The organism is Hydrogenophaga sp. (assembly GCF_011390835.1).
Taxonomy (GTDB): domain Bacteria; phylum Pseudomonadota; class Gammaproteobacteria; order Burkholderiales; family Burkholderiaceae_C; genus Hydrogenophaga.
On sequence record NZ_JAABRQ010000030.1, the window covers coordinates 21,651 to 35,318 of the forward strand.

At 64.1% G+C, this 13,668-nt stretch carries 13 protein-coding genes; 6 read left to right on the forward strand and 7 right to left on the reverse strand.

Annotation, left to right across the window (positions count from 1 at the left end):
* Positions 1 to 152 precede the first annotated feature (152 nt).
* The gene (locus GPT34_RS15365; RefSeq protein WP_291014266.1) at positions 153 to 500 is read right to left on the reverse strand and encodes a ribulose bisphosphate carboxylase small subunit; all 348 of its coding nucleotides are present in this window, start codon (positions 498 to 500) and stop codon (positions 153 to 155) included.
* Positions 501 to 543: 43 nt separating this feature from the next.
* Positions 544 to 1,965: a form I ribulose bisphosphate carboxylase large subunit gene (locus tag GPT34_RS15370; RefSeq protein WP_291014268.1), complete on the reverse strand. Its 1,422-nt coding sequence runs from the start codon at positions 1,963 to 1,965 to the stop codon at positions 544 to 546.
* 185 nt (positions 1,966 to 2,150) lie between these two features.
* Between GPT34_RS15370 and GPT34_RS15375 the strand changes: the two genes are divergently transcribed.
* Positions 2,151 to 3,080, forward strand: coding sequence for a LysR family transcriptional regulator (locus GPT34_RS15375; RefSeq protein ID WP_291014271.1), 930 nt, complete (start codon positions 2,151 to 2,153; stop codon positions 3,078 to 3,080).
* On the opposite strand, the gene GPT34_RS15380 is transcribed toward GPT34_RS15375, so the two are convergent.
* A complete protein-coding gene (locus tag GPT34_RS15380) occupies positions 3,071 to 4,381 on the reverse strand; it encodes a hemolysin family protein (protein ID WP_291014273.1) in 1,311 nt (436 codons plus the stop codon). The genes GPT34_RS15375 and GPT34_RS15380 overlap by 10 nt on opposite strands.
* A gap of 9 nt (positions 4,382 to 4,390) precedes the next feature.
* Between GPT34_RS15380 and GPT34_RS15385 the strand changes: the two genes are divergently transcribed.
* The gene (locus GPT34_RS15385) at positions 4,391 to 5,230 is read left to right on the forward strand and encodes a symmetrical bis(5'-nucleosyl)-tetraphosphatase (RefSeq protein ID WP_291014276.1); all 840 of its coding nucleotides are present in this window, start codon (positions 4,391 to 4,393) and stop codon (positions 5,228 to 5,230) included.
* Positions 5,231 to 5,246: 16 nt separating this feature from the next.
* Here the strand turns inward: GPT34_RS15385 and GPT34_RS15390 are convergent, their stop codons facing one another.
* Both GPT34_RS15390 and GPT34_RS15395 read right to left on the reverse strand, forming a co-directional pair.
* Positions 5,247 to 6,725, reverse strand: coding sequence for a DEAD/DEAH box helicase (locus tag GPT34_RS15390; RefSeq protein WP_291014278.1), 1,479 nt, complete (start codon positions 6,723 to 6,725; stop codon positions 5,247 to 5,249).
* Positions 6,726 to 6,834: 109 nt separating this feature from the next.
* A complete protein-coding gene (locus GPT34_RS15395) occupies positions 6,835 to 7,746 on the reverse strand; it encodes a neutral zinc metallopeptidase (protein WP_291014280.1) in 912 nt (303 codons plus the stop codon).
* A gap of 95 nt (positions 7,747 to 7,841) precedes the next feature.
* On the opposite strand from GPT34_RS15395, the gene GPT34_RS15400 reads away from it, so the two are divergent.
* Complete coding sequence (locus GPT34_RS15400) at positions 7,842 to 8,534, forward strand: DUF4136 domain-containing protein (protein ID WP_291014282.1); 693 nt, start codon at positions 7,842 to 7,844, stop codon at positions 8,532 to 8,534.
* A gap of 18 nt (positions 8,535 to 8,552) precedes the next feature.
* Here GPT34_RS15400 and dcd read toward each other — a convergent pair whose 3' ends face one another.
* On the reverse strand, positions 8,553 to 9,128 hold the full coding sequence (dcd, locus tag GPT34_RS15405) for a dCTP deaminase (protein WP_077332095.1): 576 nt from the start codon (positions 9,126 to 9,128) through the stop codon (positions 8,553 to 8,555).
* Positions 9,129 to 9,253: 125 nt separating this feature from the next.
* Between dcd and GPT34_RS15410 the strand changes: the two genes are divergently transcribed.
* From GPT34_RS15410 to GPT34_RS15420, 3 genes are read left to right on the forward strand one after another with little or no spacing between them, the layout of a single operon-like run.
* Positions 9,254 to 9,850, forward strand: a complete 597-nt coding sequence (locus tag GPT34_RS15410) for a GbsR/MarR family transcriptional regulator (RefSeq protein ID WP_291014285.1) — start codon at positions 9,254 to 9,256, stop codon at positions 9,848 to 9,850.
* 14 nt (positions 9,851 to 9,864) lie between these two features.
* Positions 9,865 to 11,229, forward strand: a complete 1,365-nt coding sequence (locus GPT34_RS15415; protein WP_291014288.1) for a cytochrome ubiquinol oxidase subunit I — start codon at positions 9,865 to 9,867, stop codon at positions 11,227 to 11,229.
* Complete coding sequence (locus GPT34_RS15420; protein ID WP_291014290.1) at positions 11,226 to 12,224, forward strand: cytochrome d ubiquinol oxidase subunit II; 999 nt, start codon at positions 11,226 to 11,228, stop codon at positions 12,222 to 12,224. The genes GPT34_RS15415 and GPT34_RS15420 overlap by 4 nt, the downstream gene beginning before the upstream one ends.
* Here GPT34_RS15420 and guaD read toward each other — a convergent pair.
* The gene (gene guaD, locus GPT34_RS15425) at positions 12,211 to 13,515 is read right to left on the reverse strand and encodes a guanine deaminase (RefSeq protein WP_291014300.1); all 1,305 of its coding nucleotides are present in this window, start codon (positions 13,513 to 13,515) and stop codon (positions 12,211 to 12,213) included. The two genes, GPT34_RS15420 and guaD, sit on opposite strands and share 14 nt — an antisense overlap.
* Between the last annotated feature and the right edge of the window lie 153 nt (positions 13,516 to 13,668).

Here is a 13,668-nt window from a genome sequence, read left to right on the forward strand (position 1 = left end):
TCGCCATTGGGAAGGGTAGAGGTGAAACGTGCCACCACCGCTTGCTCCCGGACCAAGTGTCCCATTTAAGGGCACCGCGGAACCGGCTCCTCCGGGCCGCCAGCGCCGCCCCCTTGGGGGTGACGCCGCAGGCGGCGCGGGGGGAGCACCAGCTACACCGTCTTGCCGCGGTAGATCACCATCGATGTCCCCTGCGACTGATTGAAGTTGTTGTAGCCGATCAGGCGCACATGGTTGTCCGGGTTGGCCTGCCGGCAGGCCGCCGCTTCAGCCAGCACGCGGTCGACATCAGTCTCGCCGAACATCGGCAGCTTCCACATGTACCAATAGGAGTCTCCGAGGTAGCGCGGCTCGGTGTGTTCGATAGCCGGGTTCCAGCCTTTCTTGACCAGGTACTCGACCTGTTTGCGGATTTCCGCGTCGGTCATCGGTGGCAGGTAGGAAAAGGTTTCGAACTTGCGGCTGGCGGGGTCGGACAGGCGGGAGGTGTAGTCTTGCATTTGGGGTTCCTCTAAGAATTTGACTCGACGGGTTTCTCGGCGATTACTTGTGAGCCACGTCCAGTTTGTCCACAGTGTCAAACTCGAACTTGATCTCTTTCCACGTCTCCATGGCGATCTTGAGCTCGGGCGAATGCTTGGCAGCGTCCATCAGCACGGTCTTGCCCTCTTTCTCCACCGCCACACCTTCGTTGCGAGCCTTGACGCAGGCTTCCACCGCCACGCGGTTGGCGCAGGCGCCGGCCGCATTGCCCCAAGGGTGGCCCAGCGTGCCACCGCCGAACTGCAGGCAGGAGTCGTCACCAAAGATGTTGACCAGCGCTGGCATGTGCCAGACGTGGATGCCACCCGAGGCGACCGGGAACACGCCTGGCATGGAGCCGAAGTCCTGGTCGAAGAAGATGCCGCGCGAGCGGTCTTCCTTGATGAAGCGTTCGCGCATCAAGTCGATCCAGCCCAGCGTAGCTTCGCGGTCGCCTTCGAGCTTGCCCACCACCGTGCCCGAGTGCAGGTGGTCGCCACCCGACAGGCGCAGGCACTTAGTCAGCACTCGGAAGTGGATGCCATGGTGCGGGTTACGGTCGAGCACGGCGTGCATGGCGCGGTGAATGTGCAGCAGCATGCCGTTGTTGCGGCACCAGTTGGCCAGGCTGGTGTTGGCGGTGAAGCCGCCGGTGAGGAAGTCGTGCATGATGATTGGCGCACCCAGTTCCTTGGCGAACTCGGCGCGCTTGAACATCTCCTCCACCGTCGGCGCCGTCACGTTCAGGTAGTGGCCCTTGCGCTCGCCGGTTTCGCGTTCGGCCTTCTGGCAACCCTCCACCACGAACTCAAATCGGTCGCGCCAGCGCATGAACGGCTGGCTGTTGACGTTCTCGTCGTCCTTGGTCAGATCCAATCCACCGCGCAGGCACTCGTACACCGCTCGACCGTAGTTCTTGGCAGACAGCCCCAGCTTGGGCTTGATGGTGCAGCCCAGCAGCGGGCGGCCGTATTTGTTGAAGCGATCGCGCTCGACCTGGATGCCTGCCGGCGGGCCGCCGCAGGTCTTCACGTAAGCGATTGGGAAACGCACATCCTCCAGCCGCAGGGCGCGCAGGGCCTTGAAGCCGAACACGTTGCCCACCAGCGAGGTCAGCACATTGACGATGGAGCCCTCTTCGAACAGGTCAATCGGGTAGGCCACGAAGGCGTAGAAACAGGTGTCGTCACCGGGCACGTCTTCGATCTTGTAGGCGCGACCTTTGTAGAAATCAAGGTCGGTCAGCAGGTCGGTCCAGACCGTGGTCCAAGTGCCGGTGGACGATTCGGCAGCAACGGCGGCGGCCACCTCTTCGCGGTCCACGCCGGGCTGCGGCGTGATCTTGAAACACGCCAGGATGTCGGTGTCCTTGACGGTGTAGTGCGGCTCCCAGTAGGTGTTGCGGTACTCTTTGACGCCAGCGTTGTAGGTCTTGGTGGCCATGCGGTCTTGCTCCTGTTCAGGGTGGTCTGTGGTCGTTGTCGGGGTTCAGTGCATCGCTTGTGCTGACCCTTGCGGGACGGGAATGCACCGAACTGGGACAAATTGTTGCCCGCTTATAGAATAAGTAAAAGTAAAATGTTTAGACGGTTATATTAGATTTTTATCTATCTATAAAGCAGCATCAAATGAACCTGCGCCACGCCACCCTTCACCAGCTTCGAATCTTTCACGCCGTGGCCCAGCACAACAGCTTTGCGCGCGCGGCAGAGGCGTTGCACCTCTCGCCACCCACGCTGTCGCTGCAGGTCAAGCAGCTTTCGGAAACGGTGGGGCAGCCCCTGTTCGAGCAAGTGGGCAAGAAAATTTTTCTCACCGCGGCCGGCGCTACGCTGGCCGAAGCCTGCGCCGACCTCGAGACGCGCATGGAGCGCCTCACTCAGGACCTGGCGGCCCTGCAGGGGGTGGAGCGGGGAAGCCTCAAGCTCGCCATCCTGACCACAGTGAAGTACACCGTGCCCAAGCTGCTGGGAGGCTTTTGTGCAGCGCACCCGGGCATCGATGTGGCGATGCTGGTGGGCAACCGTGAAATGCTGCTGCAGCGCCTGGCGAACAACCAGGACGACCTGTACATCATGGGTCAACCACCCGACAACCTGGATGTGGTGTGCGAAGACTTTGCCGACAACCCCCTGGTCGTGGTTGCGCCGCCCGACCATCCGTTGGTGGGGCGCAAACGCATCGCGCCCAAGCGCCTGGCGCAGGAGCCATTCATCTTGCGCGAGCCGGGTTCGGGCACGCGGCTCACTGCAGAAAAGTTCTTCACCGAACGCGGCATCGCGCTGCGCAACCGGCTGGAGGTGGGCAGCAACGAGGCGATCAAACAGACGGTGGCCGGCGGTCTGGGTCTGGCCGTGTTGTCGTCCACCACGGTGGTGGCCGAGCTCGCGCTGGGGGAGCTGGTGCAACTCGATGTGCAGGGGTTTCCGCTGATCCGGCGCTGGCAGGTCGTCTACCCGCGTGGCAAGCGACTGTCAGCGGCCACGCGCGCCTTCAAGGACTGGCTGTTCGAGCACCGACCCGTCGCCCCGGCGCGGCGCACCACCCCTCAGGGGTGATCAGTTTCGGCCGCGGGCGTTGGGGGAAGCGGCGTGATCAGCACCTGGTCGATGCGCCGACCCTCAAGCGCCAGCACCTCGAAACGCCAGCCCGCGCACTCGACTGACTGAGACAGCGCCATCAGCTGCCCCGCCACCGCCTGCATCAGGCCAGCCACCGTGTTGTAGCGACCCTTGTCTTCTTCTGGCAATTCGTCAATCGCAAAGCGCGACTTCAGTTCGGCCACCGGCATGGCGCCGTCGATCAGCCAGGCGCCGTTCTCTTTCGGGATCGCCCAGGCATCCACCGGCTGCTCGGGTGACAGCTCGCCAGTGATGGCCTCCAGCATGTCCAGCGGGGTGAGCAAACCCTGCACCACGCCGTATTCGTCCACCACGAACACCATGCGAGTGGAGCGGATGCGGAATTGCTCCAGCAACTCCATGCCGGTCAGCGTCTCAGGCACAAATACCGCAGGCTTGACGTGCTGGGCGATGGCCTCGGTGATACCTTGGGACTGCAGCGACAGCATGTGCGGCAGGTGAATCACGCCCACCACGTCCTCCAGTCCGCCGCGACACACTGGGTACCAGGAATGGCCGGTGGTCCAGGCCTTCTGGATCGCGTCATCCATCGAATCCTCTGCATCCAGCCACTCGATGTCGCTGTGCGGCACCATGATGGAGGTGAGTTGCCGGTCGTCGAGCAGGAACACGTTGCGCACCATCTGGTGCTCGTGGTGTTCAATGATGCCGGCGTCCAGACCTTGCTCCAGATGGGCCTGCAACTCGGCCTCGGTCACGTCTTTGCGCACCTCGAACGGGATGCGCAGCAGGCGCAGCACCAGGTTGGTCGACACCTCCAGCAACCAGACAAAAGGCCGGGCCCCGGTGGCCAGCACCAGAACAGGACGCGCCATGAAGCGGGCGATGGACTCGGGCGCGCTCTGCCCGATCCGCTTGGAAACCAGTTCGCCGAACACGATGGTGATGTAGGTCACCCCGATCACCACCACCGTGGTACCGAGCGCACCCGCCAGGGCTTGGGTCATGCCCCAACGCTCGAAGCTCTGGCTCAACCCGGAGCCAAAAGCCCCCTCCCCCACAATGCCGTTAAGCAAGGCGATCGTGGTGTTGCCCATCTGGATGGTGGAGAAGAACTGGGTCGGGTTGTCCTGCAGCTGAAGCACCGCCTGGGCGCCCCGGTCGCCGCCCTGGGACAGGGTCTCCAGCCGGACGCGGCGGCTGGAAACCACGGCAATCTCTGTCATCGAAAAGACGCCACTCAGGAACGTCAAGAATGCAATTAACAGTATGTCCATAATTTGTGCATGGCACTTTACCTGATTGGGGATGTACAAGGCTGTAACGCGGCCTTGGGGCAGCTGCTCGACAAGCTGGCGTTCTCACCCAGCCGCGACACCGTGTTTCTGCTCGGTGATCTGGTCAACCGCGGCCCCGATTCGCTGGGCGTGCTGCGGCGCGTGATCGCGCTCAATGGTGCGGCGCAGGTCCTGCTCGGCAACCACGACTTGCATTTGCTCGCAACCGCCAATGGTGTGCGCAAGCCGCACCGCAATGACACGGTGGACGACATCCTGGACGCACCCGATTGCGATTCGCTGCTGACCTGGCTTCGCCACCAACCCATGGCCTTGCAGGCGCAGGGCTGGCTGATGGTGCATGCCGGCGTGCTGCCCGCCTGGGACGTGGCGCAGACGCTGACGCTGGCCGGTGAACTGCAGACTGTGTTGCGCGGCCCGGACTGGCTGGACTTTCTGCACCACCTGTATGGCAACCAGCCAGATCGCTGGCGCGACGATCTCACCGGCTTCGACCGGCTGCGGGTGATCGTCAACGCACTGACGCGGCTGCGCTTTTGCACAGCTGAGGGGGTGATGGAATTCGACACCAAGGACAGCGCGAACGCCGCACCCGCGGGTTTCATGCCCTGGTTCGACGCGCCCGGCCGTCGCACAGTCGACACACCGGTGGCGTTTGGCCACTGGTCAACCCTGGGCCGCGTGGAGCGGGCCGATGTGCTGCCGCTGGACACAGGGTGCGTGTGGGGAGGCTGCCTCACAGCTGCGCGCTTGCTCGACGATCGGGGCAACGTGGAGCGCATCGAGGTGCGCTGCGCGCAGGCTCAGCGCCCAGGCAAAAAAAGCTGAGCACGAGCGCTGCGGATCAGCTTTCCTGGGCAGGTGCCTCCGCCGGTGCTTCGGCTGGCGCCTCGGCGGGCTTGAACAGCATCGGCACCTTCTTGCGGGTCTTGATGTTGGGCGAGACCGAGCGGGCCGTGGCGCGCTTCTCGGCTTCCCAGGCCGGTTTCTGGTCCTCCGGCAGGCTCGGTTCGTAGGGCTTGTCGAAAAGCGGATCGGCTGGGGCACGCGGCGTGCGTGATGGTGCACGCGAGGCTGGCGCGTCGTTGCGCTCACGGCGGCTGTGCTCGCGCGGCGGTTGCGATTCATCGCGCTGCCAGACCCGCTGCCCGTCGTTAAAGTGGCCGGCAGGCTGGCGGTCGCTGGCGAGTTCCAGCGCTTCGAGCTCCAGCTTCTTGCCCAGCAGTTTTTCCAGATCGCCGATCAGCCGCGTGTCGCGCGCACTCACGAACGACACTGCCAGGCCGGACGCGCCGGCGCGCCCGGTGCGGCCGATGCGGTGCACGTAGTCTTCGGCGTTGAATGGGATGTCGAAGTTGAAGACCGCGGGCACATCCTTGATGTCCAGACCGCGCGCCGCCACATCGGTGCAGATCAGCAGATCCACCGCGCCGCTCTTGAACGCTTCCAGCGCCTTGAGCCGTTCGTCCTGGCTCTTGTCGCCGTGCAGCGCCGTGGTGTTGAGGCCCTCGCGCTCCAGCGAGCGCGCCAGCCGCGCGCAGCCGAGCTTGCTGTTGACGAACACAAACGCCTGCTTGAGCTCTCGATCACGCAGGATCTTGCGCAAGGTGGCGCGCTTGTCGTCGTCGTCCACGCGGTAAAAATGCTGCTCCACCGTGGAGGCGGTGGCATTGGAGCGCGCCACCTCAATGGTCACAGGGTCCTGAAGGTAGCTGTTGGCCAGTCGTTTGATCTCGGGCGAGAACGTGGCCGAGAAGAGCAACGTGGTGCGCTGCTTGGGCAGATAGCTCAGGATTCGCTGCAGGTCGGGCAGGAAGCCAATGTCGAGCATGCGGTCGGCCTCGTCGAGCACCACGTACTCGACCTGGTTCAGCACGCAGTTCTTGGCCTCGATGTGATCCAGCAGGCGACCGGGCGTGGCCACCAGCACCTCCACGCCTTTCTTCAGCTCGGCGGTCTGCGGCTTCATGTCCATGCCGCCAAACACCACCATGCTGCGCAGCTGGGTGTACTTGGCGTAGAGCGCCACTTGTTCAGCCACCTGGTCAGCGAGTTCGCGCGTGGGCAGCAACACCAGGGCGCGCACCGGGTGGCGCGCTGGCGAGGTGGACGCATTCTCGTGCTTGAGCATGCGCTGCAGCAGCGGCAGGGAAAACGCCGCTGTCTTGCCGGTGCCAGTTTGCGCGGCTCCCATCACGTCGCGGCCTTCCAGCACCACGGGGATCGCCTGGGCCTGGATCGGCGTCATGTTTTCGTAGCCCATTTCGGCCACGGCGCGGGCAAGAGAGGGCGAGAGAGCGAGCTGGGAGAAGGATTGGGTCATTGGCAAAACGTGGCGCGAAAGGCGGTACCCAGGCTGGGCGTTAGCCTCCTATTGTCGCACTTCAGACCTTTTTTGCCTGTTTTTGGCCTGTTTGCGCCCTTGATCCGCCTCAAAGGGAGCGTGCATTGAAGGTGTCGCACGCCTGCACCTGGCCCGTCTTGAGGCCGGTATTGAACCAGCGCTGGCGCTGGTCACTGGTGCCGTGGGTGAAGCTGTCGGGCACCACCATGCCCTGGCTCTTGCGTTGCAAGGCATCGTCACCGATGGCGGCGGCCGCGTTCATCGCCTCTTCCACATCACCCGGCTCAATGATGCCTGTGCTCTTGTCGTTGTGATGCGCCCAGATGCCGGCGAAACAGTCGGCCTGCAACTCCAGCCGCACTGACAGCGCGTTGTACTCGCGCTCGCCGACTCGCCCGCGCGCCTGGTCCATCTTGGTCGTGATGCCCAGCAGGTTCTGCACATGGTGACCCACCTCGTGTGCGATCACATAGGCCTGGGCAAAGTCGCCAGGCGCGCCGAGCTGGCGGCGCAGGGTGTCGTAAAAGCTCAGATCGATGTAGACCTTCTGGTCGCCCGGGCAGTAAAAAGGGCCCATGGCCGACTGGCCGGTGCCGCAGGCGGTGGGCGTGGCGCCGCGAAACAGCACCAGTCGGGGCTTCTGGTACTGCGCGCCGCCCTGCTGGAATAGCTGGGTCCACACGTCTTCGGTTCCACCCAGCACCGCGGCGGTGAACTGGCCCATTTCATCGGTCGGCTTTTCGCCGGCGCCTGGCGCGGTCTGCACCTGGGCGCTGGGCGCGATGTCACCCGCTCCGCCCAGCACGCCGAGAATCGTCATCGGGTTGATGCCAAAGATCCAGCCCGCCACCAGCGCGATCACGATGGTGCCCAGGCCTAGGCTGCGACCGCCGGTGCGCCGTCCTCCGCCGCCACCGAACATCCCGCCCAGGCCGCCACCGCCCGACGAGGAGCGACGGTCATCGACCTGATCCGACTGGCGGTTGTTTTCCCATTTCATCTGACGCACTCCTGATCGGCGGGGAACTCGGTTCTGCACAATGCAGTCACAGGGTATGTAACGCCAATGACTGACATGACTGACAAGTCGCCATTATGCAAACCCCGCTCCCCCCTGTCTCCCTGAACACCTCCAACGGTTTCCGCGGCGTGGCCGCAGCGTGCCGCATCACCGGCGCTGCGGTTTTTGCGTTGCTGCTGCTGGCCCTGGCCGGCTGTGCCAGCACCATCGACGCCAAGGTCACCCGCTTCAACCAGTGGCCCGCCGACGCCACCGGCCAGACCTTCAGCTTCACCGCCCCCGCAGCTGGGCGCGAGCTGGAGCTGCGCGCCTACCAGACGCTGGCGGCTCGCGAGCTCCAGACCCGTGGTCTGGTACCGTCTCCCGAGGGCCGCGCTGGCCGTTTTTTGGTGGATGTGCAGGCCAGCCAGGACGAGCGGCAGCGCACCCAGCTGGTACCGGTCTATGTGGATGACTGGGTCTACGTGCCGGCCTGGCGCGACCCCTCGCGGCACTACGGCGGCTACTGGGTGCAGGAGCGCTTCGGCAGCCGCTACGTGGGCGACCGTGAGGTCACGCGCACCGTGCAGGCCAGTGAATTGCGCCTGCGCATCAGTGATCAGGGCGACAGCACTGGAAAAACCGTGTTTGACGCCTCCGCTGTACAAGAAAGTCCGAGCGACGATCTGGCCGAGGTCATGCCTTTTCTGATGCAAGGCATTTTTCAGGATTTCCCTGGCGCCAACGGCCAGGTGAGACGCATGCGATTCGAGCTGCCCAAGCGCTGAGGCTGAGCGCCTGAGCGTTCAGGTCTTGGGCAGCGTGACGCCGACCTGACCCTGGTACTTGCCGCCGCGGTCCTTGTAACTGGTCTCGCAGACGTCATCCTTGTCGCTCTCGAAGAACAGCACCTGCGCACAGCCTTCACCCGCGTAGATCTTGGCGGGCAGCGGCGTGGTGTTGGAAAACTCCAGCGTTACATAACCCTCCCACTCGGGCTCGAAAGGCGTCACGTTGACGATGATGCCGCAACGCGCGTAGGTGCTCTTGCCCAGGCAGATGGTGAGCACGTTGCGGGGAATGCGGAAATACTCCAAGGTGCGTGCCAGCGCAAAGCTGTTGGGCGGGATGACGCACACGTCCTTATTGATGTCGACAAAGCTGTTTTCGTCGAAGTTCTTGGGGTCGACCACCGTGCTGTGAATGTTGGTGAAGACCTTGAACTCGGGCGCGCAGCGGATGTCGTAGCCGTAGCTGCTGGTGCCGTAGCTCACGATGCGCTCGCCCGCCGCGTTCTGCCGCACCTGGCCAGGCTCGAAGGGCTCGATCATGCCGTGCTGCTCGGCCATGCGCCGGATCCATTTGTCGCTCTTGATGCTCATGGAGCGCCATTGTAGGGATGTCGGTCCACGGGCCCACATTCAGCAAAAACGGGAAGGCCCTGTCCGTCGTCCAGTCATTTCAGGAATGACTGAAACTTCAGAAGCCTCACGCTAAGCTGGCGTCCATGCCATTGCAGGACCACCTCCCCGCCCTGAACCGCGAGTTCGTTGCCCACTTCGGTGAAATGGGCAGCAAGTGGGGCATCAACCGCACAGTGGGGCAGATCTATGCCCTGCTCTACATCTCGCCCCAGGCGCTGAACGCCGAGGAGATCGCCGAAACGCTGGAGTTTTCACGCTCCAACGTCAGCATGGGCTTGAAGGAATTGCAGGCCTGGCGGCTGGTGCGGCTACGCCACCAGACGGGCGACCGGCGCGAGTATTTCGAAGCCCCAGCGGACGTGTGGGAGATCTTTCGGGTGCTGGCCGAGGAGCGGCGGCGGCGCGAAATCGAGCCAACGCTGTCCATGCTGCGCACGGCCTTGCTGGAGAAGCCCCGCAGCGACGCGGAGCGCCACGCGCAACAGCGCATGCGCGAGATGCACGACCTGATCGACCGCCTCATGACCTGGTTCGATGACGTGCAAAAGCTCGCCCCGGAGACCGCCATGCAGCTCATGGGCATGGGCACCACCGTGACCAAGGTGCTCGAAATCAAGGACCGCCTCACCGGACGCAGCAGCAAAACCCCGGGCGTCGGCCCAGGACGCAACGCAGCCTAACCCAGCACCTCACCATGGAACTCGACGCCCTCATCCTCTCGCGCATTCAATTCGCCGCGAACATCAGCTTTCACATCCTGTTTCCGACCATCACCATCGCGCTGTGCTGGTTCCTGTTGTTCTTCCGCCTGCGCTTCGTGAAAACGCGCGACCCAGCCTGGGAAGAGGCCTACTATTTCTGGACCAAGGTGTTTGCACTCACCTTTGCACTGGGCGTGGTCTCGGGCATCGTAATGAGCTTTCAGTTCGGCACCAACTGGCCGGGCTTCATGGAGCGCACGGGCAACATCTCGGGCCCGCTGCTGGGCTATGAGGTGCTGACGGCGTTTTTCCTGGAGGCCAGCTTCCTTGGCATCATGCTGTTTGGCCGTGGCCGGGTGAGCGAGCGGGTGCACCTGACCGCCACCTTGCTGGTGGCCCTCGGCACCACCTTGTCGGCCTTCTGGATCCTGAGCCTGAACTCGTGGATGCACACGCCAGCGGGTTACGAGATCGTCAACGGCCAGTTCATCCCGACCGACTGGCTGGCGGTGGTCTTCAACCCCTCGTTGCCCTACCGGTTGGCGCACAAGCTGCTCGCGTCTGCGCTCACTGCGTCGTTCCTGATTGCCGGCCTGTGCGCCTGGCAGTTGCTCAAGGGCAGCGCGACGCGCGGCACCCACAAGGCCTTGCGCGCCGCCGTGTTCACCGCCGCCGCCGTGATGCCGCTGCAATTCCTCGCCGGTGACCTGCACGGCCTGAACACGCTGGAACACCAGCCCGCCAAAGTGGCGGCCATGGAAGGCATCTGGGAGACGCAGCGCGGTGCTCCATTGACCCTGTTCGGCGTGCCCGATGAAAAACAGCGAACCACGCACTTCGCCATCGAAATCCCGAAGCTGGCCAGCCTGGTGCTGACCCACGATCTGGACGGCGAAATCAAAGGCCTGAATGAATTCGAAGGCGCACACCCGCCGGTGGCGCCCGTGTTCTACGCCTTCCGCGTCATGGTGGGCGTGGGCACGCTGATGCTGCTGGTCGCCGGCTTCACCGCCTGGCGGCTGTGGAAGCAACGTCGGCAGGCCGAGGTGGCCTTGCCGCGGCCGCTGCTGTGGGTGCTCTCGGGCATGGCGTTTTCCGGCTGGGTCGCCACGCTGGCAGGCTGGTACGTGACCGAGATCGGGCGCCAACCCTATCTGGTGTACGGGCTGATGCGCACGACCGAAGCTGCCACCACCGTTCCACCGCCCTACATCGCCCTCACGCTGACCGCCTACCTGATTGTCTACGGCCTTTTGCTGGTGACCTACGTGGGTGTGCTCAAGTACATGGCTGAAAACCCCAAGCAACACGCGCCGGAGGCACCGAAAGGCGCGTTGCTGGGAAAGGCCGGCGTATGACCTGGGCTGAATTCCTACCGCTTTTTTTTCTGGCCGTGATGGGCTTTTCCCTGCTGGCTTATGTGATTCTGGACGGCTACGACCTCGGCGTCGGCCTGCTGCTACTGCAGGCGAACGACACCGAAAAAGACACCATGATCGCCAGCATCGGTCCGTTCTGGGACGCCAATGAAACCTGGCTGGTGCTGGGTGTTGGCGTGCTGCTGATTGCCTTTCCCTTCGCGCACGGCCTGGTGTTGCAGGCCCTCTATTTGCCGGTGGCGGTGATGCTGATCGGGCTCATCCTGCGCGGCGTGGCATTTGACTTCCGGGTCAAGGCGCCTCTGAAGTACAAGCCATTCTGGAACCGGGCATTTTTCGCTGGCTCGCTGATGGCCGCCTCGTCGCAGGGCTGGATGCTGGGCAGCTACATCACCGGCTTTGCCAGCGGACCACTGGGCTGGGCATTCAGCCTGGGCATCGCCTTCACCCTGCCGGCGGCCTATGTGCTCCTGGGCTCGGGCTGGCTGATCATGAAGACCGATGGCGACTTGCAGCAGAGCTCGGTGCGCTGGGCGCGGCGCGTGCTGTGGCCCATGGCCGGCGCCCTATTGGCCATCTCGGCGGCCACGCCGCTGGTAAAAGCGGGCGTGCTGGAAAAATGGTTCGGCGTGCCGCAGGTGTTCGCCCTGCTGCCGGTGCCGCTCATGTGTGCCCTGGCTTTCTTTGCCATGCGCTGGGTACTCACGCGCCCGAACCTGGTGACCGCGGGCTACGGCTGGCTGGTGTTTGCCAACACGGTGCTGATCTTCGTGCTGGCCTTCTTTGGGCTCGCTTACAGCATCTTCCCCGACATCGTGATCGGCCGTATGACGGTGTGGGAGGCCGCGATCAGCACCGCCTCGTTGAACGTGATTTTTGTGGGCGTGGCGATCACGCTGCCCGTGATCATTGGCTACACCGTGTTCATGTACCGGGTGTTCTGGGGCAAGGCGACCGAGCTCAAGTACGGTTGAGGGCCTGCGCCTTCAGACCTGCGCTGAAGGTCTGCGTGACCACGCGCTCATCCCCCAGCACGATCAACGCAAACAGCAGCTCTTCGAGGCTGTCGGCTTGCTGCGTGCGGCGCGCCAGCAGCGGCGTGGCCTCGGGGTTGAGCACCACGAAGTCGGCCTCGTTGCCGGGTTGCAGATTACCGACCACGCCCTTCAGCCCCAGCGCATGCGCCGCGCCCGCCGTGTGCTGCCACCAGAGCTGCGACGGCTGGAGGCTCAGGCCTGGCTTGGTCTGGCCTTCGCGACCCACGAAGTAGGCGGCGAGCATGGTCTTGAAGGGCGAAAAGCTGGTGCCACCCCCCACATCGCTGGCCAGGCCATAACCCATGCCCGCAGCATCCGCTGCGAGGTAGTCGAAGAAGCCGCTGCCCAGAAAAAGGTTGCTGGTGGGGCACACGGCGGCCACCGCGCCCGAGCGTTGCATGAGCGCGCGGTCATCTTCACTCAGATGAATGCAGTGTGCGTAAACGGCGCGCTGGCGCAGCAAACCAAAGTCGCCATAAACACCCAGGTAGCTGCCCGCCTCGGGGAACAGCTCGTGCGCCCAGCGCACCTCGTCGCGGTTTTCCGCCACGTGCGACTGGATCCAGGTTGCTGGGTAACGCGCGGCGAGCTCGCCCGCGCCGCGCAGCTGTGCTGGCGTACAAGACGGTGCAAATCGCGGCGTGATCGCGTAGCCCAAACGGTCCACGCCGTGCCAGCGCTGCAGGAGGGTTTCGCTGTCGATCAGGCTTTGTTCGGTCTCGTCGCGCACGCCGTCGGGGCTGTTGCGGTCCTGCAGCACCTTGCCGGTGATGAACCGCAAGCCACGAGCCTGCGCGGCCTCGAATGCGGCCGTCACCGAGGCCGGGTGCGAGGTGGCGAAAGTCAGCGCGGTGGTGACGCCGTGGCGCTGCAGTTCGTCAAAGAAGAACGCCGCCACGCCACACGCATAGGCCGGATCGGAGAAGCGCGCTTCGTGGGGAAAAGTGTAGTGCTCCAGCCAGGGCAAGAGACCATCGGCCGGCGAGCCGATCACGTCGGTCTGCGGGTAATGCACATGCATGTCCACAAAACCCGGCGCGATCAGCCGGTCGCGCCAATCGTGCACCCCCAGGCCAGGGAACTGCTCAATGAGGGCGCCGTAGGCCCCAGCCGCCCGCACGGTGTGCACACCCCACTCGTCGGGCGCGGTCACGAGCAGCCCATCGGGGTCGTACAAGGGTCTGTGCTGGTCGTCGAAGCGCAGCAGGGCGGCGCGGTAGGCTTGCATCATCCGCTCACTGTACTCAAGGCGCTGCACCAGGGCATACCGCCCCGGGCATGGCTTCGATACACCGCGTGAGAAACCGCACGGCGTGCCTTGGCACCGATCTCAGGGCTTGAACGAGCCCACCACGCCCTCGACCGCCCAATCCATGGCCTG